25 protein-coding genes are annotated in these 24,617 nt (G+C 66.8%); 15 read left to right on the plus strand and 10 right to left on the minus strand.

Going from position 1 to position 24,617, the window contains the following annotated elements:
- Positions 1-70: 70 nt before the first annotated feature.
- Positions 71-427, plus strand: a complete 357-nt coding sequence (gene hisI / locus KO490_RS07310; protein WP_216018747.1) for a phosphoribosyl-AMP cyclohydrolase — start codon at positions 71-73, stop codon at positions 425-427.
- Here the strand turns inward: hisI and gluQRS are convergent.
- From gluQRS to KO490_RS07325, 3 genes are all read right to left on the minus strand, one after another.
- Positions 424-1,251, minus strand: a complete 828-nt coding sequence (gene gluQRS / locus KO490_RS07315; RefSeq protein WP_216018748.1) for a tRNA glutamyl-Q(34) synthetase GluQRS — start codon at positions 1,249-1,251, stop codon at positions 424-426. The genes hisI and gluQRS overlap by 4 nt on opposite strands.
- Positions 1,233-2,570, minus strand: coding sequence for a methylenetetrahydrofolate--tRNA-(uracil(54)-C(5))-methyltransferase (FADH(2)-oxidizing) TrmFO (gene trmFO, locus KO490_RS07320; RefSeq protein WP_216018749.1), 1,338 nt, complete (start codon positions 2,568-2,570; stop codon positions 1,233-1,235). The genes gluQRS and trmFO overlap by 19 nt, the downstream gene beginning before the upstream one ends.
- A gap of 123 nt (positions 2,571-2,693) precedes the next feature.
- On the minus strand, positions 2,694-3,323 hold the full coding sequence (locus KO490_RS07325; RefSeq protein ID WP_216018750.1) for a 50S ribosomal protein L25/general stress protein Ctc: 630 nt from the start codon (positions 3,321-3,323) through the stop codon (positions 2,694-2,696).
- A gap of 232 nt (positions 3,324-3,555) precedes the next feature.
- Here KO490_RS07325 and KO490_RS07330 point away from each other — a divergent pair, with 232 nt between their 5' ends.
- Positions 3,556-4,479: a hypothetical protein gene (locus KO490_RS07330; protein ID WP_216018751.1), complete on the plus strand. Its 924-nt coding sequence runs from the start codon at positions 3,556-3,558 to the stop codon at positions 4,477-4,479.
- On the opposite strand, the gene KO490_RS07335 is transcribed toward KO490_RS07330, so the two are convergent.
- On the minus strand, positions 4,476-5,645 hold the full coding sequence (locus tag KO490_RS07335) for an alpha-hydroxy acid oxidase (RefSeq protein ID WP_216018752.1): 1,170 nt from the start codon (positions 5,643-5,645) through the stop codon (positions 4,476-4,478). The two genes, KO490_RS07330 and KO490_RS07335, sit on opposite strands and share 4 nt — an antisense overlap.
- 30 nt (positions 5,646-5,675) lie before the next feature.
- Positions 5,676-5,924 (minus strand): hypothetical protein, encoded by a 249-nt coding sequence (locus KO490_RS07340; RefSeq protein WP_216018753.1) that lies wholly within the window; start codon positions 5,922-5,924, stop codon positions 5,676-5,678.
- A gap of 75 nt (positions 5,925-5,999) precedes the next feature.
- On the opposite strand from KO490_RS07340, the gene KO490_RS07345 reads away from it, so the two are divergent.
- The 6 genes from KO490_RS07345 (at position 6,000) to KO490_RS07370 (ending at position 13,016) form a co-directional block, all read left to right on the plus strand.
- A complete protein-coding gene (locus KO490_RS07345) occupies positions 6,000-6,587 on the plus strand; it encodes a TetR/AcrR family transcriptional regulator (protein ID WP_216018754.1) in 588 nt (195 codons plus the stop codon).
- 68 nt (positions 6,588-6,655) lie between these two features.
- Positions 6,656-8,578, plus strand: coding sequence for a DNA primase (gene dnaG, locus KO490_RS07350; protein ID WP_216018755.1), 1,923 nt, complete (start codon positions 6,656-6,658; stop codon positions 8,576-8,578).
- A gap of 142 nt (positions 8,579-8,720) precedes the next feature.
- The gene (gene rpoD / locus KO490_RS07355) at positions 8,721-10,715 is read left to right on the plus strand and encodes an RNA polymerase sigma factor RpoD (RefSeq protein ID WP_216018756.1); all 1,995 of its coding nucleotides are present in this window, start codon (positions 8,721-8,723) and stop codon (positions 10,713-10,715) included.
- Positions 10,705-11,130 carry a BLUF domain-containing protein gene (locus KO490_RS07360; protein WP_216018757.1) on the plus strand — a complete coding sequence of 142 codons (426 nt, stop codon included), beginning with the start codon at positions 10,705-10,707 and terminating at the stop codon, positions 11,128-11,130. Before rpoD ends, KO490_RS07360 begins: the two co-directional genes overlap by 11 nt.
- Before the next feature lie 63 nt (positions 11,131-11,193).
- Positions 11,194-12,600, plus strand: a complete 1,407-nt coding sequence (gene rmuC / locus KO490_RS07365; protein ID WP_216018758.1) for a DNA recombination protein RmuC — start codon at positions 11,194-11,196, stop codon at positions 12,598-12,600.
- On the plus strand, positions 12,597-13,016 hold the full coding sequence (locus tag KO490_RS07370; protein ID WP_216018759.1) for a secondary thiamine-phosphate synthase enzyme YjbQ: 420 nt from the start codon (positions 12,597-12,599) through the stop codon (positions 13,014-13,016). Before rmuC ends, KO490_RS07370 begins: the two co-directional genes overlap by 4 nt.
- On the opposite strand, the gene KO490_RS07375 is transcribed toward KO490_RS07370, so the two are convergent.
- Positions 13,001-13,678 (minus strand): SDR family oxidoreductase, encoded by a 678-nt coding sequence (locus KO490_RS07375; RefSeq protein WP_216018760.1) that lies wholly within the window; start codon positions 13,676-13,678, stop codon positions 13,001-13,003. The genes KO490_RS07370 and KO490_RS07375 overlap by 16 nt on opposite strands.
- A 169-nt stretch (positions 13,679-13,847) precedes the next feature.
- On the opposite strand from KO490_RS07375, the gene nrdR reads away from it, so the two are divergent.
- Both nrdR and ribD read left to right on the plus strand, forming a co-directional pair.
- Positions 13,848-14,312, plus strand: coding sequence for a transcriptional regulator NrdR (gene nrdR / locus KO490_RS07380; RefSeq protein ID WP_216018761.1), 465 nt, complete (start codon positions 13,848-13,850; stop codon positions 14,310-14,312).
- Positions 14,313-14,341: 29 nt separating this feature from the next.
- Complete coding sequence (gene ribD, locus KO490_RS07385; protein ID WP_216018775.1) at positions 14,342-15,319, plus strand: bifunctional diaminohydroxyphosphoribosylaminopyrimidine deaminase/5-amino-6-(5-phosphoribosylamino)uracil reductase RibD; 978 nt, start codon at positions 14,342-14,344, stop codon at positions 15,317-15,319.
- Here the strand turns inward: ribD and KO490_RS07390 are convergent.
- The 3 genes from KO490_RS07390 to KO490_RS07400 form a co-directional block, all read right to left on the minus strand.
- Complete coding sequence (locus KO490_RS07390) at positions 15,316-17,310, minus strand: capsular polysaccharide biosynthesis protein (RefSeq protein ID WP_216018762.1); 1,995 nt, start codon at positions 17,308-17,310, stop codon at positions 15,316-15,318. The two genes, ribD and KO490_RS07390, sit on opposite strands and share 4 nt — an antisense overlap.
- A 10-nt stretch (positions 17,311-17,320) precedes the next feature.
- A complete protein-coding gene (locus KO490_RS07395) occupies positions 17,321-18,409 on the minus strand; it encodes a polysaccharide biosynthesis/export family protein (protein WP_216018776.1) in 1,089 nt (362 codons plus the stop codon).
- A gap of 133 nt (positions 18,410-18,542) precedes the next feature.
- Positions 18,543-19,865 carry a capsule biosynthesis protein gene (locus KO490_RS07400; protein ID WP_216018763.1) on the minus strand — a complete coding sequence of 441 codons (1,323 nt, stop codon included), beginning with the start codon at positions 19,863-19,865 and terminating at the stop codon, positions 18,543-18,545.
- 242 nt (positions 19,866-20,107) lie between these two features.
- On the opposite strand from KO490_RS07400, the gene KO490_RS07405 reads away from it, so the two are divergent.
- Genes KO490_RS07405 through nusB form a run of 4 tightly spaced genes read left to right on the plus strand, consistent with a single transcriptional unit; the run spans position 20,108 to position 22,894 of the window.
- Positions 20,108-20,707 carry a riboflavin synthase gene (locus KO490_RS07405; RefSeq protein ID WP_216018777.1) on the plus strand — a complete coding sequence of 200 codons (600 nt, stop codon included), beginning with the start codon at positions 20,108-20,110 and terminating at the stop codon, positions 20,705-20,707.
- 36 nt (positions 20,708-20,743) lie between these two features.
- Positions 20,744-21,862: a 3,4-dihydroxy-2-butanone-4-phosphate synthase gene (ribB, locus tag KO490_RS07410; protein ID WP_216018764.1), complete on the plus strand. Its 1,119-nt coding sequence runs from the start codon at positions 20,744-20,746 to the stop codon at positions 21,860-21,862.
- Between the two features lie 4 nt (positions 21,863-21,866).
- The gene (locus tag KO490_RS07415) at positions 21,867-22,412 is read left to right on the plus strand and encodes a 6,7-dimethyl-8-ribityllumazine synthase (RefSeq protein WP_216018765.1); all 546 of its coding nucleotides are present in this window, start codon (positions 21,867-21,869) and stop codon (positions 22,410-22,412) included.
- Positions 22,409-22,894 carry a transcription antitermination factor NusB gene (gene nusB / locus KO490_RS07420; RefSeq protein ID WP_216018766.1) on the plus strand — a complete coding sequence of 162 codons (486 nt, stop codon included), beginning with the start codon at positions 22,409-22,411 and terminating at the stop codon, positions 22,892-22,894. The genes KO490_RS07415 and nusB overlap by 4 nt, the downstream gene beginning before the upstream one ends.
- Before the next feature lie 44 nt (positions 22,895-22,938).
- Here the strand turns inward: nusB and KO490_RS07425 are convergent, their stop codons facing one another.
- The gene (locus KO490_RS07425; protein WP_216018767.1) at positions 22,939-23,127 is read right to left on the minus strand and encodes a hypothetical protein; all 189 of its coding nucleotides are present in this window, start codon (positions 23,125-23,127) and stop codon (positions 22,939-22,941) included.
- A 235-nt stretch (positions 23,128-23,362) separates the two neighbouring features.
- Between KO490_RS07425 and KO490_RS07430 the strand changes: the two genes are divergently transcribed.
- On the plus strand, positions 23,363-24,274 hold the full coding sequence (locus KO490_RS07430) for a YdiY family protein (RefSeq protein ID WP_216018768.1): 912 nt from the start codon (positions 23,363-23,365) through the stop codon (positions 24,272-24,274).
- The last annotated feature ends 343 nt before the right edge of the window (positions 24,275-24,617 follow it).

Raw genomic sequence — 24,617 nt, forward strand, 5'->3', positions numbered from 1 at the left:
CCCTGCGTCGGGGGTTTCATGCCCCGCGGCTCAAATCTAGATAGGAAGCCGGAATGCGAAAGGAAACCCGATGTTCGACCCGGCGAGCCTGAAATACGATGCAAACGGCCTGATCCCCGCGATCGCGCAGGATGCCCAGACGGGCGAGGTGCTGATGATGGCGTGGATGAACGCCGAAGCCGTCGCCAAGACATTGCAAACCGGGCGCGTGACCTATTGGTCGCGGTCCCGCCAGTCCTTCTGGATCAAGGGCGAAAGCTCGGGGAACGTGCAGAAGCTGGTCGATTTCCGCGTCGATTGCGATGCCGACTGCCTGCTCGTGACCGTCGATCAGACCGGCCCCGCCTGCCACACGAACCGTCGCAGCTGCTTCTATACCGCCATTCGCGACGGCGAACCGGTCGAGCTGATGCAGCCGGTGGCCTAGAGGCCCACCATCCGGCGGATGTCCTGCGGTTCCGCGCCCTGATCCCGGAAGGCGCGGATCGCACGGGCATCGTCGCGCTTGGCCAGCCTGCGCCCCTCGTGGTCGCGGATCAGGCGGTGGTGCAGGTATTGCGGCACGGGCAGATCCAGAAGCCGCTGCAGCAGCACATGGATGAAGGTCGAATCGAACAGATCCATCCCGCGCGTGACCAGCGTGACGCCCTGCGCGGCATCGTCGACCACCACAGCCAGGTGATAGGACGTGCCCATGCCGCGCCGCGACAGGATCACGTCACCGATATCCGACAGGAATTGCGCGCGCGTCATGACGTGATCCTGCCCGCCCTCGTGAAATCCGATGCGGTCGGTCTTCAGCGCATCGAAGGCGCGTGCCACGTCCAGGCGGATCACGTCGTCGGGGCTAGCCTCGCGCATGTCGCGCCCGCGGCAGGTGCCGGGATAGATCAGCCCGTCCGGCCCGGCCGGCAGCGCGCCCTCTTGCGGCGCCGACATCGCCGCGCGGATGTCGCCGCGGCGGCAGCGGCAGGGATAGGTCAGGTCCGACAGCTGCGCCATCGCATCCTGATAGGCCTGCATCCGGTCGGATTGGCGCAGAACGGGTTCACCCCATTCCAACCCCAGCCAGGACAAGTCCTGCAGGATCGCGGTCTCGTATTCCGGGCGGCAGCGATCGCGGTCGATATCCTCGATCCGCAGCAGGAATCGCGCCCCGGCCCGTTCCGCGAAGATCGCGGAAAAGGCGTGCCCAAGGTGCAGAAGCCCCGTGGGCGAGGGCGCGAAACGGGTTACTGCGCCGCCAGCCATGCCTGGAAATCATCCTTGGCGCGCTGCGTATAGGCGGGATAGCGGTCCTTGCGGCCGCGCCGCCCGCTGCGCATTTCCGGCAGGGGCGGGAACAGGCCGAAATTCACGTTCATCGGCTGGAAGGTCTTGGCCTCGGCCCCGCCGGTGATGTGATTGACCAGCGCGCCCATCGCGGTGGTGAAGGGCGGCGGCCCCAGGTCACGGCCAAGCGCCTGCGCGGCGGCCATGCGCCCCGCCAGAAGCCCCATGGCCGAGCTTTCGACGTAACCCTCGACGCCCGTCACCTGTCCCGCAAAGCGCAGGTTCGGACGCAGGCGCAGGCGCATGCGGTCGTCCAGCAGCGTGGGCGAGTTCAGGAAGCTGTTGCGGTGAATGCCGCCCAGCCGCGCAAAGCTTGCATCCTGCAGGCCGGGGATCATGCGGAAGACCTCGGTCTGGGCGCCGTATTTCATCTTCGTCTGGAAGCCGACGATATTGTAGAGCGTGCCCAGGGCGTTGTCGCGACGCAGCTGCACCACGGCATAGGCCTTTTCCTCGGGCTTGTGGCTGTTCGTCAGGCCGACGGGCTTCATCGGGCCGTGGCGCAGGGTCTCGCGGCCACGCTCGGCCATGACCTCGATCGGCAGGCAGCCGTCGAAATAACCTGCGGTCTCGCCCTCGTGGAACTCGGTCTTGTCGGCGGCCAGAAGCGCGTCGATGAAGGCCTCGTACTGCTCCTTGTTCATGGGGCAGTTGATATAGGCCTTTTGTTCGGCCTCGGTCTCGCCCTTGTCATAGCGGCTCTGTTCCCAGGCCACCGACATGTCGATCGTGTCGGCATGGACGATGGGGGCGATCGCGTCGAAGAAGGCCAGCGCGTCGGCACCCGTCACGTCGCGGATCGCATCGGCCAGCCCGTCCGAGGTCAGCGGCCCGGTGGCCACGATCCAGTTGCCGTCTTGGGGCAGCTCGGTGATCTCGGCATCGCGGATCTCGATCAGCGGTTCGGCCCGCAGCGCCTCGGTCACGGCGGCGGAAAACGCATCGCGGTCCACGGCCAATGCGCCGCCCGCGGGCAGGCGGTGGCGGTCGGCCATCGACATGATCAGGCCGCCCGCCGCGCGCATTTCCCAATGCAGCAGGCCCACGGCGTTCATCACGTCGTCATCGGAACGGAAGCTGTTCGAGCAGACCATCTCGGCGCAGTCGCCGGTGCGATGGGCGAAGGTGCCCTTGGCGGGGCGCATCTCGTGCAGGATGACGGGGACGCCCGCGCGGGCGATCTGCCAGGCGGCCTCGGACCCGGCCAGTCCGGCGCCGATGATGTTGACGGGTTCCATGCGGCCCTCCGATTGCTGCGTCTGGGGCAGCAGCTAGCAATGCGCGCCCCCGAATGAAAGAGGCGGCGCCCCGTGGGGCACCGCCTGCGACGATATGGTGTGCATGCCCGATCGGGCGGGCACTCAGCCTTCGGCTGCTTCTTCGGCTGCTTCGCCTTCGGCCTCGGCCTCGTCCGAACGCAGGGCGGACGGAGCGGCGATGTTGGCGATCACGAAGTTGCGGTCGATGGTCGGCTTGGCGCCTTCGGGCAGCTTCACATCGTTGATGTGGATGCTGTCGCCGACTTCCAGACCGGCCAGATCGACGACGATCTGCTCGGGGATGTCACCGGCGGTGACGATCAGCTCGACCTCGTTGCGGACGTGGACGATCGTGCCGCCCTTGCGCAGACCGGGGCAGTTGTCCTCGTTCTCGAAGACGACCGGAATGAACAGGTTCACCTTCGAGGTGCGGCGCAGACGCATGAAGTCGATGTGGATCGGCAGATCCTTCACGACATCGCGCTGGACGCCACGGCAGATGACGCGGACGTCTTCCTGGCCTTCGACCTTGAGGTTGAACAGGGTCGCCATGAAGCGGCCTGCACGCAGCCGGGTCAGCAGCTTGTTGAAGTCGAACTGGATCGCAACGGGTTCCTTGTTGTCCCCATAAACGATGCCTGGCACCTTGCCTGCACGGCGAGCTTGGCGGGCGGCCCCCTTGCCTGTCCCCGCGCGAGGCTCGGCCACCAGATCCGGGATCTCTTTGGCCATATCTCTAATCCTTACATTTGTTGACGGCGCCATCCTCCAAGGGTGCATGGCGACCAAGCGGTGCCCTTAGCCGATCTTCGGGCGGTTGTGAAGAAAAAATTTGGCGGGAACGGATCGCTTCGGTTGCGCTTTGACAGCGCGGGCGCGCGGACGCATATCCGCCATGTCGCATGCCGCCCGGCGGCGGCCGACAGGATCTTTCGGAGGTATCGTGCAAGGGGCAGGACGGCATATGGCGGTCGACTGGATGCGGCTGCTGCTGGCGGCATTCGTCGTGCTGGCCCATTCGGGGCTGGGCCGGGAAACGGTGGGGCTGGCGGATCTGTCCGCGGGCAACAGCATCCTGCGTGTCGCGGTGCCGACATTCACCCTGATCGCGGGATATTTCCTCGAATCGACGCTGCAGCGGGGCCGCATGTCGCGATGGGCCGGGTCGCTGCTGACGCTCTATGCCGCCTGGTCGGCGCTCTATATCCTGTTCCTCTGGCCCTACTATGCCGCGCGGCCCGTTTCCGTCACGGCCCGCGAACTGGTGCTGGGCTTCATGCATCTGTGGTTCCTGCTGGGGCTGGCCATGTCGGGGATGATGCTGGCGGTGGCGCGTCATTTCGGTGTCGTGGCGGTGGTGGCATCCGCGCTGATCTTCGCCGGGACCGGGTTCTATCTGCAGCATGCGCGGATGGGCGCGGGGGTCGATCTCGACCTCGAGATGTATCGCAACGGGCCGTTCTATCTCTATCCCTATCTGGTCATGGGCTGGCTGATCGCGCGGACGCCGCCCGCAAGACTGCCTGCCATGCCCATCCTGGGGCTGATGCTGGCTGCGGGCCTGGCGCTGAGCATGTGGGAAACCGGTTTCTGGCTGGAACGCCGGGGCGAGGATCCGCTGCTGGAAATGCCCGTCGGTCACCTGCTGATGTGCCCGGCGCTGTTCCTGCTGGTGATGCGCCTGCCGATGCCGCCTTCGCGACTGCCGCTGGGGCGGGCGGCGGCGGGCATCTATGTCATGCACGTGATCTTCCTGCAGGGGCTGCCGATGATCGGCATCGACGACCTGGCGCTGCGCGCGGCGGCGGGGTTCCTTCTGCCCCTGGCGATCGTGGTGGGGGCGGTCGCGGTCGGGCCGCGACTGCCGATCCTGGGGCGGCTGTTCTAGGCCACCGGGTATTCGGTCAGGAAATCCCGCGGGACCAACAGGTTGTGACGACCCACATCGTCGATCCGGCGTTCGCCGCACAGGGCCATGGTGGTGTCCAGCTCGGCCCGGATGATCTCCAGCGCGCGGGTCACGCCCTGTTCGCCCATCGCGCCCAGTCCGTGCAGCCACGCCCGCCCGATCCAGGTCGAATGCGCACCCATGGCCAGCGCCTTGAGCACGTCCTGGCCGGACCGGATGCCGCTGTCCATGTGCACCTCGACCCGGTCGCCCACGGCATCGACGATATGGGGCAGCATCCGGATCGAGGACAGCGCCCCGTCCAGCTGACGCCCGCCATGGTTGCTGACAACGATGGCATCGGCCCCGAAATCGGCCGCGATCCGCGCATCCTCGGGGTCGAGGATGCCCTTCAGGATCAGCTTGCCGCCCCACATGTCGCGAATGGCCGCGATCTTGTCCCAGTCCAGCCTTTCGTCGAACTGCTCGGCCGTCCAGCTGGACAGGGAACTGGTATCGCCCACCCCCTTGGCATGGCCCACGATATTGCCGAAGAAGCGGCGCTTGGTGCGCATCATGCCCATGCCCCACCGCCAGCGGGTCGCAAGGTCCAGCATCGTGGGCAGGGTGAATTTCGGCGGGGCCGACAACCCGTTCTTCAGATCCTTGTGACGCTGACCCAGGATCTGCAGATCCAGCGTCAGGACCAGCGCGCTGCAATTCGCGGCCTTGGCCCGTTCGATGATGGCGGCCAGGAATTCCTGGTCCTTCATCACGTACAGCTGGAACATGAAGGGCTGCGAGACATTCTGCGCGACATCCTCGATCGAGCAGATGGACATGGTGGACAGGCAGAAGGGCAGGCCGAACTTCTCGGCGGCGCGGGCGGCGTGGATTTCCCCGTCGGCATGCTGCATGCCCGTCAGCCCGACGGGGGCCAGCGCCACGGGCATGGTCGCGGGCAGGCCCACGATGTCGCGGGCGATGCGGCGGTCCGACATGTCCACGGCGACCTTCTGGCGCAGCTTCAGCCGCGCGAAATCGGTCGTGTTCTCGCGGAAGGTCTGTTCGGTATAGCTGCCCGATTCGGCATAGTCGTAGAACATCCTCGGCGTCCGCGCCTTGTGCAGACGCTTGAGGTCCTCGATGCAGGTGACGGCTGGCACGGTCTCTCCCCCCTTGGCAATCCGTTCCGGTCAGTTGGCGGCGCGGGCCTTGATCTCGTCCTCGACGACCGGTCCGCGCAGGGCATCGGCCCGGGCCCGCAGGGCCGCGGCCCGCGCATCGGCCTGCGTCAGCACCTGTTCGGGCGCGGCGGCCACGGGCTGGGCATGGGCGGGCAGGGCAGGGTCGGCCAGGATCTGGTCGGTGGGCAGAAGCCGGGGGAAATCCCCCCCTTCGGAACAGGCGGCCAGAAGCAGAAGCAGGGCTGATGCGTATTTCATGACGCGCAGGTTACGCGGCGCCGATCCGCAGGGCAACGGCTTCCCATCGGCGCCCAAGCGGCGATAGGATGGGGCATGGCACGTACCCAGGGATCCCGCGCGGAAATCACCGGCCCGCTTCTTCGCGAAACCGCCCGCAGGCTGTTCGCGCGGCAGGGCTATGCAGCGGTGTCCATGCGCCAGATCGCGGCAGCGGTGGGCGTTCAGGCGGGCGCGCTCTATGCCTATACGCCCGACAAGCAGGCGCTGCTGTTCGACCTTCTGGAAAGCCACATGCAGGACCTGCTGGCCGCGTGGCAGGACGATCCGGCCCAGCCCGCGCTGCAGCGTCTGGAACGCTTCGTGCGCTTCCATATCGGCTTCAGCATCGACCATCCCGACGCGGTGTTCCTGTCCTACATGGAGCTGCGCAACCTGTCCCCCGAGAATTTCGCCCGCATCGCCGAACTGCGCGGGTGCTACGAAGCCGCGCTGCAGACGATCCTGGATGCCGGAAAGGCCGCGGGCGTCATGCGGTTCCAGGATCTGCGGCTGGCGACATTGGCGCTGATCGCGATGCTGACCGGGGTCGTGAACTGGTACCGCGAGGGGGGGCGTCTTGATCGCGACCGGATCGGGGATATCTATTGGGGGCTTGCGCAAGGCGCCGTCGGCGCGCAATAGCCGCAGCTTCCCCACCCCCATGCCATGCCCGCTTGCCGCAAGCCGGGCGATCACGGATAATCGCGCCCATGTCCCTTCCGCCCGGTTTCCTCGACGAGATTCGCAACCGCGTCCCGATCAGTCGCGTGATCGGCAAGAAGGTGACGTGGGACCTGCGCAAGTCCAACCAGGGCAAGGGCGACTGGTGGGCGCCATGCCCGTTCCACCAGGAGAAATCGGCCAGCTTCCACTGCGACGACCAGAAGGGGTTCTATTACTGCTTCGGCTGCCAGGCCAAGGGCGACGCCTTCACCTTCCTGCGCGAACATGACGGGATGGAGTTCATGGAGGCGGTCAAGCTGCTGGCTGCCGATGCCGGGCTGTCCATGCCCGAACCCGACCCCCGCGCCCGCGAACGCACCGACAGGCGCGCGTCCCTGTTCGAGGTGACCGAGGCCGCCTGCCGCTGGTTCCGCCTGCAGCTGCAGACCGGGGCGGCGGCGGATGCGCGCGACTATCTGGACCGTCGCGGGCTGGACGCACCGGCGATCGAGAAGTTCGAGATCGGCTTCGCCCCCGACAACCGCACCGCGCTGACCCGCGCGCTGATGGACAAGGGCATCGACGAGGCCCGCATCATCGAGGCCGGGATCGCCGCGCGTCCCGACGGGGGCGGCGCGCCCTATGACCGGTTCCGCGGGCGCATCGTGTTCCCGATCCGTGACGGGCAGGGCCGCTGCATCGGCTTCGGCGGGCGGGCGATGGACCCGAACGCACGGGCGAAATATCTCAACAGCCCGGAAACGCCGCTCTTCGACAAGGGGCGCAACCTCTACAATCTGGGGCCGGCACGGACGGCGGTGTCCAAGGGCCAGCGCCTGATCGTGGCCGAGGGCTACATGGACGTGATCGCCCTGTCGCGGGCGGGGTTCGAGGGCGCGGTGGCGCCCCTCGGCACCGCCATCACCGAGGAACAGCTGCGCCTGATGTGGCGTGTCGCCCCCGAACCCGTCATCGCGCTGGACGGCGACGCGGCGGGTCAGCGGGCGGCGCAGCGGCTGATCGATCTTGCGCTGCCGCTGACGGGGCCGGGGCAGGCGCTGCGCTTCGTCATGCTGCCCGCCGGTCAGGACCCGGACGATCTGATCAAGTCCGCGGGGCCCGGCGCGATGTCGGCGCTTCTGGATCGGGCGCGTCCGCTGGTCGATCTGCTCTGGAGCCGCGAAACCGAGGGCCACGTCTTCGACAGCCCCGAACGCCGCGCAGCCCTGGAACGCCGCCTGTCCGAAGCCACGGGCCGCATCCCCGATGACCTGACACGGCGCCATTACGACGAGGAACTGCGCCGCAAGCGGTGGGACCTGTTCGGCGGCAACCGTCGCCAGTCCGGCAATCGCGATGGCTGGCGGCAGGGCGGGGCGGGGCGCAGCCCGGCCCGGCGCGGAGGGGCCTCGATGGCCTCGCGCGTGCCGATCCTGCCCGGAAGCTTTGCGGTTCCCGAACGGGGCGAGGACGTGCTGGAGGGGGCGGCGCTGCTGATCTGCGCGCTGCGCCCCGCGCTGGTGGCACAGGCCGAACCCCGCCTCGAACGCCTGCTGCCGCGCGATGCCGACCGCGCGGCGCTGCTCCACGATCTGCTGACGGGCGGCGATGGTGCGCCGGGGCGTGCGGCCCTTGAAAGCCTGCGCCGCGACGCCCATCTGGGCCTGACCCCCACCGTGATCGAACAGCAGGAGGATGAGGCCGCTGCCGCCATCTTGGAGAATTTGCTGGACCGCCTGGAATCCCTGCGCGCCACCTCCCACGAGCTGGCCCGCGCCGAGGCAGAGATCCAGGGCGAGGTGGACGAGGGACTGACCTGGCGCATCAGCCAGATCGCCCGCGCAAGGCACCGCGCCGAACGCCCCGAGATGGAGACCACGAGCGACCTGAACGAGGATCGCGATGCCCTTTCCAACGAATTGCAACGCTTTCTCAGCACCGAGATCTGGCGCAAGCCGCCCCGCCGCTGAGACCCGCGAATCGCAGTTCCGAATCACCACTGCGCCCGGTCTTTGATTCGGCCGCGGATCGCGCTAGAAACGATACGATTTTGCGACGATTCGGCATTGGCTGCGAATCGCTTGCCAAGACCGCGCCGAGAAGGAGCCCTGGATGGCCGCCAAGGACGACGATCACGACAAGACCGACAAGGACGACAACGCCCATTCGCTCGACATGAGCCAGGCGGCGGTCAAGAAGATGATCACCGAAGCGCGAGAGCGCGGGTACATCACCTATGACCAGCTGAACCAGGTCCTGCCGCCCGAACAGGTCAGCAGCGAGCAGATCGAGGACGTGATGTCGATGCTCTCCGAGATGGGCATCAACGTCATCGAGGAGGAAGAGGGCGCCGAGGAGAGCGAGGGCGGCGCCGTCGTCGCTGCCGGTTCGGGTTCCCGCGAGGTCGCCGTCGCCGCAACCGAGACCGAGAAGCTCGATCGCACCGACGATCCGGTCCGCATGTATCTGCGCGAGATGGGCAGCGTCGAGCTTCTGTCGCGCGAGGGCGAGATCGCCATCGCCAAGCGGATCGAGGCCGGCCGCAACACGATGATCGCGGGCCTGTGCGAAAGCCCGCTGACCTTCAAGGCCATCACGCTGTGGCGCGACGAGCTTCTGGACGAAGAGATCCTTCTGCGCGACGTCATCGACCTCGAAACGACCTTCGGTCAGTCGATGGAGGGCGAGGATGCCGAGGAGGAGGAGCTTGCCCCCGAGGCCGAGCAGCCCACCGCCCAGCAGCCTCAGCAGGGTCAGACCGCCAAGCGCGAGGAATACGACGCCGACGGCAATCCGCTTCGCAACGACGACGAGGAAGAGGACGAGGAGGGCGCCAACCTGTCGCTCGCCGCGATGGAGGCCAGCCTCAAGCCCCGCGTTCTGGAGACGCTGGAACATATCGCGCTGCATTACGAGCGCCTGTCGGACATGCAGGATCAGCGGATGTCCGCGACCCTGAACGAGGATGACAGCTTCTCGGCCACCGCCGAGACGGATTACCAGACGCTGCGTTCCGAGATCGTGGTGCTGGTGAATTCGCTTCACCTGAACAACAGCCGGATCGAGGCGCTGGTCGATCAGCTCTACGGGATCAACCGCCGCATCGTGACCATCGATTCGGGCATGGTGAAGCTGGCCGACGCGGCCCGCATCAACCGCCGCGAATTCATCGAGGCCTATCGTGGTTCGGAACTGGACCCCACCTGGATGGACCGCATGCGCGCCCAGTCCGGGCGTGGTTGGAAGGCGCTGTTCGAACGTTCGACCGACCAGGTCGAGAAGCTGCGCAACGACATGGCCGAGGTCGGTCAGTATGTCGCCGTGGATATCGAGGAATTCCGCCGCATCGTGGCCCAGGTCCAGCGCGGCGAGAAGGAGGCCCGCCAGGCCAAGAAGGAGATGGTCGAGGCCAACCTGCGTCTCGTGATCTCGATCGCCAAGAAATACACGAACCGCGGTCTGCAGTTCCTGGACCTGATCCAGGAAGGCAATATTGGCCTGATGAAGGCTGTGGACAAGTTCGAGTATCGCCGCGGCTACAAGTTCTCGACCTATGCGACCTGGTGGATCCGTCAGGCGATCACGCGTTCGATCGCCGATCAGGCCCGCACGATCCGCATCCCGGTCCACATGATCGAGACGATCAACAAGCTGGTCCGCACCGGACGCCAGATGCTGCACGAGATCGGCCGCGAGCCGACCCCGGAAGAACTGGCCGAGAAACTCCAGATGCCGCTGGAGAAGGTTCGCAAGGTGATGAAGATCGCCAAGGAACCGATCAGCCTCGAAACCCCGATCGGGGACGAGGAAGACAGCCAGCTTGGCGATTTCATCGAGGACAAGAACGCCGTCCTGCCGCTGGACAGCGCGATCCAGGAAAACCTCAAGGAGACGACGACCCGCGTCCTTTCCAGCCTCACCCCGCGCGAGGAACGGGTTCTGCGGATGCGTTTCGGCATCGGCATGAACACCGATCACACGCTGGAAGAGGTCGGTCAGCAGTTCAGCGTGACCCGCGAACGTATCCGCCAGATCGAGGCCAAGGCGCTTCGCAAGCTGAAGCATCCGTCCAGAAGCCGAAAGCTGCGGTCCTTCCTTGACCAGTGATCCGGATCAGGACGAACAGCTGGCCTTCTTGCTGTACCGAAGCGCGGCATCCCCGGATCTTGGGGACGAGGATCTTCAAAGGATCCTTGTCGCCGCGCGTCGGCGCAACGAGGAACGTGGCCTGACCGGGTGCCTGCATCACGAGGACGGAATGTTCTTTCAATGGCTGGAGGGCCCGCAGGGCCCGCTGGCCGAGGTGGTGGCGATGATCCGCGACGATCCCCGCCATTCCGAGCTGACGATCCTGGAACAGGGGCGGATCGCGCAGCGTCGCTTCGACGACTGGCGCATGCGCTTTTCCGATCGCGACAGCGGATCCTTGATGGACTGGTTCGCCGCGATCGGCGGATCGACCTTCAACCGCGGCGATTACGCGGGCGGCGTGACCTCTTTCCTCGTGTCGCTGTCGGCCTGATCCGGGCCTTGCACCTGCAGCACGAAATATGAACACTCGGCCCCGGAAACGAAGGGGCATTCCATGACGCAAACGGGCCTTCTGGCCGATCCCGTCAATCTTCAGATCCTGCTGGGCTGCGTTGCCGCGATCTTCGCGTTGCTGTGGCTGCGTGCCCGCCAGTCCGCGGCAGTGCAACTGGCCGAGGCGCGGTTGCAGGCGCAGGAAGCGCGTCATCAGGCCGGGCTCGAGATGTCGAACCTGACATCGCGGCTGGACGCCCAGTCCGAGCGGTTGGGCGATCTGACCGAGGAACGCGACAACCTGACCGATGCGCTGCACCGCGCCAATCGCGATCTGGCCGATCACCGCACGAAACTGGCCGAGGTCGAGCTGACCGCCCGCAAGGACCGCGAGGCCGCCGCCCGCGAGATCGCCACCCTGCGCGAGTTGCGCGAGGAGATGACCGGCCAGTTCAAGCTGCTGTCCACCGAGACCCTGCGCGTCCAGCGCGCCGATCTGCAGCGCAGCCAGAACGAGCAGCTGAACGCGCTGCTGACCCCGTTTCGCGAACAGGTGGGCCGCTTCCAGACCGAACTGCAGGCGCGCAACAAGGTGCTCGACCAGGAATCCGCGCGGCTGCACGAACAGATCCTGTCCTTGCATCGCCGCTCCGAGGAGATCAGCCGCGAGGCCGTGAACCTGACCCGCGCGCTGAAGGGCGACAAGCAGCGGCAGGGTGCCTGGGGCGAGATGGTGCTGGAGCGGATCCTCGAGGAATCGGGCCTGCAGGCGGGCACGCATTACGACATGCAATCCAGCTGGCGCGACGAGGACAACAAGCTGTGGCGTCCCGATGTCGTGGTGAAGATGCCGCGCGGCAAGGTGATGGTGATCGACAGCAAGGTGTCGCTGAACGATTACGAAACGGCCGTGACGACCGACGACCCGGCCCAATCGCAGGCCGCGCTGCGCCGCCATGTTCAGGCGTTGCGCAACCATGTCGATACGCTGGCGGGCAAGCGCTATCACCGGATGGATGACGCATCGGTCGATTACGTGCTGATGTTCATCCCGATCGAGGGGGCGTTCTCGGAGGCGCTGCGCGCCGATCCGCAGCTTGCGACCTATGCGATGGAACGGCGCGTGGGCTTGACCACGCCGACTACGCTGATGCTGACCCTGCGCACCATCGAACATATCTGGGCGGTGGAGCGCCGCGAGAGCAATGCGATGGAGATCGCGCGGCGGGCCGGGGCGCTTTACGACAAGGTGGCGGGTTTCGTCGATGCGATGGAAGGCGTGGGCCGTGCCCTGGATCAGGCCAACAAGGCGCATGGCCAGGCGATGGATCGACTGTCACGCGGATCTGGCAACGTGATCCGGCAGGTCGAGATGCTGCGAGGTCTGGGCGCACGCGCCACCAAGCAGATATCATTGGATCACGACCGCGACGACCTGGCGCTGGACCCCCCCGAGGAGGACGCATGATCGACAGTTTCGAAATTCAGACGAACGGCCCCGCCTGCTATGAATTCACGCGCGAGGCGGCGGCCTTCGTGAAGGGGCAGGGCGACGGATTGCTGACCCTGATGATCCGGCACACATCGGCGTCGCTGCTGATCCAGGAAAATGCCGACCCCGAGGTGCAGCACGACCTGATCGGCTGGTTCCGACGGCTGGTGCCGTCATCGGACGATCCCTCGATGCGCTGGCTGACCCATACATACGAAGGGCCGGACGACATGCCGGCCCATATCAAGTCCGCAATGCTGCCCGTCAGCCTGCAGATCCCCGTGCAGGCGGGTCGCATGCTTCTGGGTCGCTGGCAGGGGATCTACGTGGTGGAACACCGCGACCGCCCCCATCGACGGCAGGTCGCGGCGCTGTTTCAGCCCTTGTCCTGAGGCATCAGGAACACCTCGCGGATGGCGGCGCGTTCGGGGGCCTCGATCATGTGCATGACCGCGTCCGCGACATCGGCGGGCTGCAGCTTGTCGGGGGCGCCGTCGTCGAAGAAGGCCGTGTCCACCATGCCCGGGGCCACGACCGAACAGCGCCCGCCCCATTCGCGCATCTCCTCGGCCAGGTTGCCGGCATAGCCATGGACGAACCACTTGGTCGCGCCATAGATCGACCCCGCGATATGCCTGCGCCCCGCTGCGGATCCTGTCAGGACCAGTGTGCCCCTGGTCTTGCGCAGTTCCGGCAGCACGGCACGGGCGGTCATGATGACGCCCATGACGTTCAGGTCGATCATGCCGCGAATGTCGTCCAGATCGCCGGCCTCGGTTCCGGGCTTCGACAGACCCCGCCCTGCATTGGCAAAAGCCGCGTCGATCCCACCGAAATGCTGCGCGGTGGCCGCAACGGCCTTCTCCAGCGCGCCCATGTCGGTCGCGTCGCCGGCCTGGACCAGTGCCTTGTCGCCCAGTTCCTGCGCCAGGTCCTGCAGCTTGTCGGCGGAACGGGCGAACAGCGCGACGTTCCAGCCGGCCCTGGTGGCGGCGCGGGCGGTCTGGGCGCCGATCCCCGAGGATGCGCCGGTGATGAACAGGGTCTTGGGCATGAAGCCTCCGCTTGCGATGAAGTTCGTGGGTTCGATCTGTCGGCGTCGAACGCGAGGCTTGCAGCGGGGGTTCCTGCGGGGCGCATCTTGTGGGCCGTGATAAACCCTACCCAATCCCTGCGGTTATCCCTATAGTGGCTGCGGATCAGGGGACGAAAGGGACAACCCAATGCGCTGCCCGTTTTGCGGAAATGTGGACACGCAGGTCAAGGATTCACGTCCGGCCGAGGATAACGTCGCCATCCGCCGCCGTCGTTTCTGCCCGGCCTGCGGGGGCCGTTTCACGACCTATGAACGCGTCCAGCTGCGCGATCTGGTGGTCGTCAAGTCCTCGGGCCGCCGCGAGGATTTCGACCGCGACAAGATGGCCCGCTCGATCCGCATCGCCATGCAGAAGCGTCCCGTCGAACCCGAACGGATCGAGCAGATGATCAGCGGCATCGTCCGCCGTCTGGAGAGCACGGGCGAGACCGACATCCCCTCGAAGATGATTGGCGAGATCGTGATGGAGTCGCTGTCGCGCATCGACAATGTCGGATATGTGCGTTTCGCCAGCGTCTACAAGAATTTTCAGGACGCGGATGATTTCGACAAGTTCGTGTCGGAACTGCGCCCCGGCGCCGCGCTGGATTGACCTTGGCCCGGCCGGATGACCTGCGCCACATGACCCATGCCATGCGGTTGGCGCGTCGGGGATTGGGCAATGTCTGGCCGAACCCGGCCGTCGGCTGCGTGATCGTGGCGGATGGCCGCGTCGTGGGCCGCGGCTGGACCCAGCCCACGGGTCGCCCCCATGGTGAACGGATGGCGCTGGACCAGGCGGGGGATCTGGCCCGCGGGGCCACCGCCTATGTCACGCTGGAACCCTGCGCCCATCACGGCCGGACGCCGCCCTGCGCCGAAGGGCTGGCGCAGGCGGGCATCGCACGCGTCGTCAGCGCCCTGACCGATCCTGATACCCGCGTGGCCGGTCGCGGTCACCAGATGCTGCGCGATGCCGGGATCGAGGTGGTCGAGGGCGTGATGGCCGCCGAGGCGGCCGAGCTGCAGGCCGGTTTCCTGATGCGGCTGACCCAGGGACGGCCCTTCGTCACGCTGAAGCTGGCCAGCAGCCTCGATGGACGCATCGCCATGGCCAGCGGCGAAAGCAAGTGGATCACCGGCCCCCATGCGCGCGCGCATGTCCATGCGCTGCGGGCCCAGCACGATGCGATCATGGTGGGGGGTGCCACCGCGCGGGCCGATCTGCCGCAGCTGAACGTGCGCGGCATCGCCGTGCCTCAGCAGCCGGTGCGGATCGTCGTGTCCAGCCAGGCGCTGCCGCCCTTGCCCGTGCAGGACGACATGCACGGGCCGCTCTGGCGGGTCGAGGGGCGTCCGGTCGACATCCTGCGCGATCTGGCGCAGCGCGGCCTGACGCGGATCTTCTGCGAGGGCGGGGGCCGCCTGGCCGCCCGGCTGCTGGCGGCGGGGCTTGTCGATCAGATCGTGGGCTATACCGCCGGAATGGCACTCGGGTCCGAAGCGCGCGCCTTCATGGGGCCGACCGGCTGGACCGCCCTGTCCGAGGCGCCGCGCTTCAACCTGGTCGAGACGCGGCAGATCGGGTGCGACCTGTTCCACCGCTGGCGCCGGGCCTAGCGCCGCCAGATCCATGCCTGGCCCGCCAGCGCGCCCTGCGCCTTGGCCAGGATCCGCAGCGCGGGCGGCTGTCCCGTCTGCCCGTCGCGCAGGCGATCCAGCGCGACCTCGACCGGGCAGGGAAGCCCGGTGACCGGATCGCGATAGCGCGGATAGGCGATGAGGCAGGCATGGACCAGCGCCGCCAGATCGGGCCTTGCCCGCCTGCGTTCGGGCACCCGCCCCAGATCCCGCGTCAGCCCCCAGCCCGCATAGAAGGGGGCGCCCAGGGTCGTGACGGGGCACCCCCTCAGCAGCGCCTCGAACCCCAGGGTCGAGGTGATGGTCCAGACCTCGTCCACCGCCGCGATCAGCGCGACCGGATCTGCGTTGCGGGCGACGTGATCGGCCAGGCGCGACAGGTCCGCAGGCGCAATCAGGCCGGGGCGCAGGCCGGCCTCGACATCGGGATGGGGCTTGTAGACGATCCAGGCATCCGGATTTTTGGCCCGCGCATGTTCGAGGGCGGCAAGGTTCGTGCGCTCGGTCCCGGCGCCCTTCAGGATCGAGGCGTCATCCTCGACCTGTCCGGGCACCATGATGCGCCGCCGTCCGTCGCGCGGGGGCAGGTCTGTCGGGGCCGACAGGTTGTATTTCGTCACGCGGCCGTCGATCAGCGCCGCGATCAGGCGGTGTGCCCGCGCCCGCCCGCCGGGGGGCGGACCCGCCGCGATCAGCGCCTCGAGCCGCGAGGGCGCGGTCGGGTCGAAATAGATCCCCATATCGTCGGCCACGACCGAAAGCGGCGGGGTCAGGGCGGCCCCGAGGCCGCGCGAACGGAGGAACCCGTCCTCGACCCGGATGGCCTGCGGCGTCGCATCGGCCTTCGACGCCCAGGCCAGCGTGACCTGGTCCGACGGGTGCCTTGCATGACGCAGGGGGCGGACCTCGCCGAATTCGCGCGCAAGGAATGGGCGTTTCCACAGCCGCATTCCATGCGCCAGATGCCCATGGCGATCCTGCCGGAATGCGCGGGCCTCGGCCTCGATCTGGTCGATGGCACCGTGTAGGTCGGTCAGGCGATCGCGGCAGGGATCGTACCATGTCGGCCCCTGCAGATGGCTGGCCGCGAACAGCGCCTGCGGCGTCGCCGTCCCGCGCCGGGGCAGGGGATGTTCATCCATGCTGAGCCCCCAGCCCGCATAGAAGGGCTGCCCGAACAGGCGCGGCCGGTGCCCTGCCAGCAGCGCCTCGTAGCCCAGCTGCGAACTGACCGCGTAGACGGCATCCGCCGCCTGCACAAGCCGCCAGGGTGAAACCGGGCCGTCGCAGATCAGATCGCCCGCCCGCAGATCGGCCCGGCCCAGATGGCCCGCCCGCAGACCGGCTGCGGTTTCGGGATGGGTGCGGATGACGATGCGCCTGCCGGGGTTCTCGTCCCGCGCGGCCTGCAGCATCTGCACGAATATCGCGCGCCCCGCGCCCAGCAGCGATGCGTCGCCGCGGGTCTGATCGACGACCAGCACGAAGCCGGACGGTGGCGGCGCGAGGGCGGGATCGTGGTGATTGTATTTCGACAGATCCGCGGCCCGCAGGCGTTCCAGCGCCTCGGGGGCGGCGTCCAGCATCGCGGGGTCGGGCTGCGCGATCAGCCTTACCAGACGCGAGGGGCGGCCCGGGTCGAAATGCAGCCCGTCGGGATCGATCAGCAGACCGATGGGGCCGCGTGCGGCGATGCGGCCCTTGGCGCGGCCCGGCAGGACGGATCGCAGGAAGGCGTCCTCGATGGTGACGATCGGGTGGCCGCCCCGTTCGGCGATGGCGCGGCCCCGCCATGCGGTGGGGCCTGCACCCCAAATGCCGATGGCGTCCCCCGGGCGCGGCAGGCCGATCCGGGGGCGGTATCCTGCCAGCGACATGATCCGCGACAGGCGGGGATTGCGCAGAAATCCCAGGTTGAAGACGCGAAGCCGCCGAGGGGTCCCGGCGGCTTCGTGTTCGTCGTCGTCCATGCGGGCGATGTCAGTTGCCGATGCTGGTCAGGCTGTCTGCCGTCGCGGCGCTGCCGGTGACCGCGCTCAGGGTCTTCTGCCATTGGACATAGGGCGCCTCGGTCACGTAGACGGTGTCGCCGTCGCGGATCAGGAAGTCGCGCGCCAGGAACAGCCCGTTCGGGCGCGTCAGGTCCAACACATAGGCGAAGCGCTGCGTGCCGACGACCGGCTTGCCCAGGACACGGCTTGCGACCGATTCCGGTTCGTCGCGCAGCACGAAGACGCCGGTCGGATCGGCCAGCCCGCTGTTCAGGCCGCCGACCATGGCAATGGCCTCGACCGCGTTGATGGTCTCGTTGCCCAGGGGAACGCGGGTCTGTCCGCCAAGCGCACCCAGGGCGGTGAAGTTGCGCTGGTCCTCCTCGACCACGACAAGGTCGCCGGGGCGCAGCGCGATGTCGTTCGACGGGCTGGCATAGAGATCGGTCAGCCAGACGCGACCGCTGTCGTTTCCGCGCTTGACGGTGACGACCGCGATCTCGGGCTCGATCGCGACGCCGCCCGCGCGGGCCAGCATCGCCGACAGCGACCGAGTGGGACGTTCGATCGGATAGACGCCCTGCGCGCCGACGCGCCCCACGACCGACACGGTCGCGCCGTCGCCCGCGATGCGCTGGACGGTCACCTGCGGGTCGGGGGTCTGCGCCGACAGCCGCTGGGTGATGTTCTGGCGCAGCTGGTCGGGGGTGCTGCCCGCCGCGCGCACGCGGCCCGCATAGGGCACGAAGATGTAGCCGTCGCTGTCGACCTGGATCTCGGTCAGCTGGGTCGAGCTGGCCCCGAGCGAGGTCAGCAGGCCGTCATCCACGTTTTCCCAGATCGACAGGCCCAGCACGTCGCCCGGGCGGATGTCGTCCGCGCCGACCTGTCCGGCCGAACGGAAGCTGGCCGAGAAGCCGTAGGTGGCGGCGAAGCTGGATGCGCGGGTGACGTGATCGTTCACGTAGATGACCTGCGTGTTCCCGCCGCGTTCGACCGCGCCGTCGAAGATCTCGTTCTTGTTCGGGCCCGATCGCGGCAGGGCGCATGCCGCAAGCAGGGTCATCGACGCCAGCATCACAAGCCTGATGGGGGCGGTCCGAAGGATGGCTGTCACCTCGTCGTCTCCTCGTTCTCGAATTCCGGACTTCCTGGCCGGTTTTGCGGCCACTCTATCGTTCCGGCGACTCTTCGGCCACCGATTTCAGCCCTCAGCCGGGGTCTTGTTCCAGCTGCTGCCGGGGCAGGGTCGTCCCCGCCGCAAGTGCCTGGTAGGGGTCCATCGGCGCAAGCATCAGATCCGCGACCTGGCGCAGGGCATGGGCCCGCGAACGCCCGGCATAGAAGCCGCCGGGGATCTGGCTGGTCTGCAGCAGAAAGTTGCGGAACACGCGATAGGCCCGGGGGTCGGGCGCATCGGGGGCCGCAAGGAATGCATCCAGCGGCTGATCCGATACGAGGCCCGGCTTTTCATAGACCGCCCGCCCGAGCGCCTTGACCGGCACACCGCGCCACATGGCCTGCTGTGCCCCGGTCGAATTCACGGTCACCACCGCGCGGGCATGGGCCATGATCTCGGCCAGCTTGCCGCCGCGGATGTAATGAACGCGGCCCGTCAGCCCGTGGCGTTCGCAGGCGGCCCGGATGGCGCGGCGATTGCCCGCGCGCCCGTCTTCCAGCGGGTGCGCCTTGAAGACCAGATGGTGATGCCGCGGGGCGGATCTGGCGAAGGCATCGACCACCGTGTCGATGAATTCGGCGTTCCGGGTGAAACGGGAATGGCCCTGGAAATTCGCATCATGTTCCAACTGCATCAGAACCAGGCTGTAGGGCCAGCCCGACAGGCGCAGCCCGCGCCATTGCAGTGCCCGCGTCGCGGCATGGGCGGGTGCCATGACCAGCCTGCGCAGGTTCAGCCGGAATTCCTGGAACACCGGGATCGAGCGGTGCCCCGCATAGGCGCGATAGCGGCGGTTCAGCGTCAGGATGAGGAAATGGTAGAACGCGCCATAGAACTTGTGCTGGCGCATGTCGCCCCAATGGGCGGGCGGGCGGCGCACCTCGGTGACCTGTTCGCGCAGGACTGCGCGCATCTGCGCCAGCGGCACGTCCATCAGCGCCGAATTGCCGTTCGAACCGCCACGTTCATAGCTGATCCAGTACGGGCGCAGATACCCTTCCTCGAACACGTGGACGGTGATGCCCAGTTCATGCGCACGGCGACGCGCGGTGGCGTGGATTTCCCGCACATCGCCATAGAGCACGATATCCGTCACGCCCTTCTGCGCCAGGATGCGGTCCAGATGGGCGGGCCATTCCCGAAGCGTTCCTTCGTGGCGCAGGAAATGCGCCCTGTCGGACCAGAAGAATTCATCGCCCGCGTTGAAGCCGCAGCGCCAGACGGTCGAACCTGCCGCCCGCAGCAGCCGCGCCAGCCGGTCGAAGAAGGGACCGTGCGGACCCTGCAGCATCAGGAAGACGCGGCTTTCGGCGGGCAATGCGGCGCTGGCGATGTCGGTCGGCTGCTCGTTCATGGCACCCTGGTGTCAGTCACTGAAAATGGCCGCGATGGCCGCCCGGGCGAAGCGCGGGGCGGTGCGGCTTCGTGCAGGAATGACATGGCCCGGCGCCCCGATCCAGCCATCCGCATCCGAGGAACGCGGGGCGTGACCTGACGGCATCGGTCGCCCGACCGGCCGGGGCGCGGCACGGGGCGCTTGAACGGGCAGGGTGGATCGCCTAGTTCGGGTGCAAAGGGCGTAAGGGGGTGCTCCAGATGTTCACCGGCATCATCACGGATATCGGCAAGGTCGCGCAGGTCGAGATGCGCGGCGACATGCGCGCACGCATTGCCTGCAGCTACGACATGGGCGGGGTGGACATGGGCGCGTCCATCGCCTGCGACGGGGTCTGCCTGACCGTCGTCGCCAAGGGGCCGGACTGGTTCGATGTCGATATCTCGGCCGAGACGTTGTCCAAGACCAATATCGGCGCGAATGGCTGGGCCGTGGGCAAGCGGCTGAACCTGGAACGCGCGCTGCGCGTGGGCGACGAGCTGGGCGGCCATATCGTCAGCGGCCATGTGGACGGCGTCGCGACCATCGTCGAGGCCGCGAACGAGGGCGACAGCCTGCGCCTGACCTTCGAGGCCCCTGCCGATCTGGCGCGCTTCATCGCCCCGAAGGGCTCGGTCACGCTGAACGGCACGTCGCTGACCGTGAACGAGGTGTCGGGCAATCGCTTCGGCATCAACCTGATCCCGCACACGCAGGAAGTCACCACCTGGGGCGATGCCGCCAAGGGCGATGCCGTCAACCTCGAGATCGACACGCTGGCCCGCTATGTCGCGCGGCTGGCGGAAGCCGGCGCGGCCTGACGCCCGCCGGACCGGGCCATATCGAAGGAACGACCCATGAAGTTTGAAGAACCCGGCCCGGTCGAACGCGACCTCGCTGCATCCATCTCGCCCATCGAGGAGATCATCGAGGAGGCCCGGAACGGCCGGATGTTCATCCTTGTCGATCACGAGGACCGCGAGAACGAGGGCGATCTGGTCATTCCCGCCCAGATGGCCACGCCCGATGCGATCAACTTCATGGCCAAGCATGGCCGGGGCCTTATCTGCCTGTCGCTGACCGCCGCCCGGATCGAGGCCCTGGGTCTGGGACTGATGAGCCCGAAGAACTCCAGCCGCCACGAGACCGCCTTCACCATGTCGATCGAGGCCCGCGAGGGCGTGACCACCGGCATCAGCGCCCATGACCGCGCGCGCACCATCGCGGTCGCCATCGATTCCGAGATGGGCCCCGCCGATATCGCGACGCCGGGGCATGTCTTTCCGCTGCGCGCCCGCGATGGCGGCGTGCTGGTCCGCGCAGGCCATACCGAGGCCGCCGTCGACATTTCCCGTCTGGCCGGGCTGAACCCTTCGGGCGTCATCTGCGAGATCATGAACGAGGATGGCAGCATGGCGCGTCTGCCGGATCTGGTGCGGATCGCTGCGGCCCATAACCTCAAGATCGGGACGATCAGCGATCTCATCCGCTATCGTCGCAGGCATGACAACCTGATCGCGGAACGTGCGCAGCGGCAGGTCCATTCGGTGCATGGCGGCGACTGGATGATGCGCGTCTTCGCCGACGAGACGCAGGGCTCGGAACATATCGTGCTGACCAAGGGCGATCTGACGGCGCCCGGCCCGGTCCTGGTCCGGATGCACGCGCTGGACCCGCTGCACGACGTGCTGGGCGTGGGCCGCGAGGAGGCGGGCGGCCTGCCCGCCGCCATGACCGAGATCGCGGCCGAGGGGCGCGGCGTCGTCGTGCTGATCCGCGATCTGTCGAAGGCCATCGCCACCCCCGACGAGGTCGGTGCCCATACCTTGCGCCAATACGGGCTGGGCGCGCAGATCCTGTCGGCGCTGGGTCTGTCCGAGCTGATCCTTCTGACGAATTCCGCACCTGTGAAGGTGGTGGGGCTTGACGCCTACGGCCTTTCCATCCATTCCACGCGGCCTATCCCCAAGGACTGACCAGATGGCCTCGAACACAGCACATCACGAACTGCCTTTGCCGCATTTCGACACCGCCCCGCGCCTGCTGGCGGTGATCGCGCCCTATTACAAGGACATCGCGGACGACATGCTGACGGGTGCGCGGGCGACCGCGGATGCCGCCGGCGCGGCGCTGGACGTGATCGAGGTGCCCGGCGCGCTGGAGATTCCGACCGCGGTGGCGATGGCCGCCGAAAGCGGTCGCTATGACGGCTTCGTCGCCATCGGCTGCGTCATCCGGGGCGAGACCACGCATTACGATACCGTCTGCAACGACAGCTCTCGCGGGTTGACGCTGCTGGGGCTGCAGGGGATCTGCCTTGGCAACGGTATCCTGACGGTCGAGAATTACGAGCAGGCCGCCCGCCGCGCCGATCCGACCGACATGAACAAGGGGGGCGGGGCCGCAGCGGCGGCATTGCACCTGATCGCATTGAGACGGCGGTTCAAGCCGGGTGGCGCGCCCAAGGCCGGTCATCCCGACGTGATCCGCCTGGCGGGCGAACTGGAAGGGCAGTCGAAGGCATGAGCACCGAACCCACAGCAGGCAAGCGCCCTGATCGCCGGACCCTGAGCGCGGCCGCGCGGCTCTATGCCGTGCAGGCCCTGTTCCAGATGGAGGCCGCCGGCCAGACCGCCGACCGCGTCCAGCGAGAGTTCAGCGATTACCGCATCGATATCGAGGATCGCGACGGTCATACCGCCGAGGCCGACGAGAACCTGTTCCGCCGGATCACCGACGATGCCGTCACCTGGCAGTCGAAGATCGACCAGGCCACCGACCGCGCCCTTGTCGCGAAATGGCCCATCGACCGGATCGACCCGGTGCTGCGCGCCCTGTTCCGGGCTGCAGGCGCCGAGATGGTCGCCAACCGCGCCCCCGGCAAGGTGATCATCAGCGAATATGTCCGGCTGGCCTCGGCCTTCTTCCCCGAGGGCAAGGAGGCCAGCTTCGTGAACGCGGTGCTGGATCACATGACGAGAAACCTCAATCCCGACTCGCTCGGCTGAGTGGAAGATGAAGGAAAGCCCGGTCCGAAAGGCCCGGGCTTTCCTTATTGACGGACGTTTCGCGGTATTTCCCGCGTGGATTGTGCGCCGGTTCCGTTGTATTTGAGCAACAAGACCATCCCGGCGATTTCGATGTCGTGATGCTGACGTGATAAGCAGTAACGGATCTGTTTCAGCACGAAGATCGCCATTTGCGCAGTGTGAAACAGCTTCAGCAGGAATTCGCCGTGCATGTACAGTCGCTTCCCTAGCGTTAGCTTTGGTTGCATCAACATTTGTTGCAGGGCAATCCCGGCGCGTTCTCGCTTATCCTTCCGGACATCACCCTTCCTCACATTTCCGAGAGTGGGGAATGAAATGCACCCGTCTATGAACCGATGGGGGGTGGGACTAATTGATCTGACAGCAGAGATGCTCTGGGTCCGGAACGGGACCACGACAACGATACTCAGCTCGTGAGGACATAGAATGAAAAAAGTTACGCTGCTGACCGGCACCGCCGCCATCCTGGCCGCCCTGTCGGTTCCTGCCTTCGCGCAGTCCGAAGTCTCGACCGGCGCAGACGCCGCCGGCGTGTCGGCCATCGATGACCGCATCACCGACATCGAAGACGATGTGACCGACAATTTCGAGCGTGACCTGGATGCGGACCGCTTCGGTCCGGCTTCGCGCCGTCAGGGCCTGTTCGGCACCATGTCGCTGAGCTATGCCGGCCGCACCGGCAACACCGAGAACCAGGATCTCGCCGTCGCTGGTCGCATCAACTACAATCAGGGCCAGTTCGCGCAGAGCGTCGGCCTGTCGATCGAGTTCGGTGAAGACGACAACGGCGACAAGGACCAGGAAGAAGTCAACGCGATCTATGACGCGCAGTACTACTTCGACGACAAGTTCTATGCATTCGCTCTGGGCCGCATCAGCTCGGACGGTCTGGTCGACGGTGAAGCCAACAGTGCTTCGGACAGCGCGGCCGATGTTGCCGACGAACTGAGCGACCTGCGTCGCGACGCCTTCCTCGGCTTCGGCCCGGGTTACCGCGTGATCAACACCGAGCAGACCACCTGGCGCGTCCAGGGCGGTATCGGTGTGCGCTACACCCAGACCGGCCAGCAGTATCTGGACGACGATTCGGATACCGAAATGGGCTACATCGCTTCGTCGCGTGTCTATCACCGCGTGAACGACAACGTCTTCATCACCAACGACACCGACTACCTGGGTTCGGACGATGCTGACGACGTCATCACCAACGAATTCGGCGTGAACTTCAAGGTTTCGGATCAGCTGGCAACCCGCGTCAGCTACACCACCGAATACCAGGAGAACCGCGAGATCCGCACGGACAACTCGCTGGGCGTCGCAGTCGTCTACGGCTTCTGATCCTCCCCTCTGGATCAGTCTATCTGGAAAGGGCGGTCTTCGGACCGCCCTTTTCGCATTCCCAAAGGGATGTGTTGAAAAGGGAAGGGTGGCGGGAACCGCAGCAACCGTGTCGGCGACAGATTCCCCGAAAGCCTGAACAATCAGGTGGGTGCCAGGTAACGTGACCAGGGCCACGACAGAGCCAGCCCCCTCGGAAATCTTATAGGCCAGTGGAAAAAAGGCCGATCACGAGAAGAGCAGAAACCCGCCATGGCCAGAGCTAGGCTTCGCGAGGGGGCTTTTCAAGAGACCATGTGGATTCGGGGCGATTCCCCCGAAATCGTGGTTCTGCGCGGTCCTA

Source organism: Paracoccus sp. C2R09, from assembly GCF_018860625.1.
GTDB lineage: Bacteria > Pseudomonadota > Alphaproteobacteria > Rhodobacterales > Rhodobacteraceae > Paracoccus.

What these genes read in the sequence shown, in the direction of transcription:
- KO490_RS07395 (WP_216018776.1), bottom strand. Translation starts at nt 18,409, where the DNA reads ATGCTGGCGTCGATGACCCTGCTTGCGGCATGCGCCCTGCCGCGATCG.
- rmuC (WP_216018758.1), top strand. Translation starts at nt 11,194, where the DNA reads ATGACGCAAACGGGCCTTCTGGCCGATCCCGTCAATCTTCAGATCCTG.
- ribB (WP_216018764.1), top strand. Translation starts at nt 20,744, where the DNA reads ATGAAGTTTGAAGAACCCGGCCCGGTCGAACGCGACCTCGCTGCATCC.
- nusB (WP_216018766.1), top strand. Translation starts at nt 22,409, where the DNA reads ATGAGCACCGAACCCACAGCAGGCAAGCGCCCTGATCGCCGGACCCTG.
- KO490_RS07430 (WP_216018768.1), top strand. Translation starts at nt 23,363, where the DNA reads ATGAAAAAAGTTACGCTGCTGACCGGCACCGCCGCCATCCTGGCCGCC.
- KO490_RS07390 (WP_216018762.1), bottom strand. Translation starts at nt 17,310, where the DNA reads ATGGACGACGACGAACACGAAGCCGCCGGGACCCCTCGGCGGCTTCGC.
- KO490_RS07370 (WP_216018759.1), top strand. Translation starts at nt 12,597, where the DNA reads ATGATCGACAGTTTCGAAATTCAGACGAACGGCCCCGCCTGCTATGAA.
- KO490_RS07405 (WP_216018777.1), top strand. Translation starts at nt 20,108, where the DNA reads ATGTTCACCGGCATCATCACGGATATCGGCAAGGTCGCGCAGGTCGAG.
- KO490_RS07330 (WP_216018751.1), top strand. Translation starts at nt 3,556, where the DNA reads ATGGCGGTCGACTGGATGCGGCTGCTGCTGGCGGCATTCGTCGTGCTG.
- dnaG (WP_216018755.1), top strand. Translation starts at nt 6,656, where the DNA reads ATGTCCCTTCCGCCCGGTTTCCTCGACGAGATTCGCAACCGCGTCCCG.
- gluQRS (WP_216018748.1), bottom strand. Translation starts at nt 1,251, where the DNA reads ATGGCTGGCGGCGCAGTAACCCGTTTCGCGCCCTCGCCCACGGGGCTT.
- KO490_RS07340 (WP_216018753.1), bottom strand. Translation starts at nt 5,924, where the DNA reads ATGAAATACGCATCAGCCCTGCTTCTGCTTCTGGCCGCCTGTTCCGAA.
- KO490_RS07415 (WP_216018765.1), top strand. Translation starts at nt 21,867, where the DNA reads ATGGCCTCGAACACAGCACATCACGAACTGCCTTTGCCGCATTTCGAC.
- KO490_RS07375 (WP_216018760.1), bottom strand. Translation starts at nt 13,678, where the DNA reads ATGCCCAAGACCCTGTTCATCACCGGCGCATCCTCGGGGATCGGCGCC.
- KO490_RS07325 (WP_216018750.1), bottom strand. Translation starts at nt 3,323, where the DNA reads ATGGCCAAAGAGATCCCGGATCTGGTGGCCGAGCCTCGCGCGGGGACA.
- ribD (WP_216018775.1), top strand. Translation starts at nt 14,342, where the DNA reads ATGACCCATGCCATGCGGTTGGCGCGTCGGGGATTGGGCAATGTCTGG.
- nrdR (WP_216018761.1), top strand. Translation starts at nt 13,848, where the DNA reads ATGCGCTGCCCGTTTTGCGGAAATGTGGACACGCAGGTCAAGGATTCA.
- KO490_RS07425 (WP_216018767.1), bottom strand. Translation starts at nt 23,127, where the DNA reads ATGCACGGCGAATTCCTGCTGAAGCTGTTTCACACTGCGCAAATGGCG.
- trmFO (WP_216018749.1), bottom strand. Translation starts at nt 2,570, where the DNA reads ATGGAACCCGTCAACATCATCGGCGCCGGACTGGCCGGGTCCGAGGCC.
- rpoD (WP_216018756.1), top strand. Translation starts at nt 8,721, where the DNA reads ATGGCCGCCAAGGACGACGATCACGACAAGACCGACAAGGACGACAAC.
- hisI (WP_216018747.1), top strand. Translation starts at nt 71, where the DNA reads ATGTTCGACCCGGCGAGCCTGAAATACGATGCAAACGGCCTGATCCCC.
- KO490_RS07400 (WP_216018763.1), bottom strand. Translation starts at nt 19,865, where the DNA reads ATGAACGAGCAGCCGACCGACATCGCCAGCGCCGCATTGCCCGCCGAA.
- KO490_RS07345 (WP_216018754.1), top strand. Translation starts at nt 6,000, where the DNA reads ATGGCACGTACCCAGGGATCCCGCGCGGAAATCACCGGCCCGCTTCTT.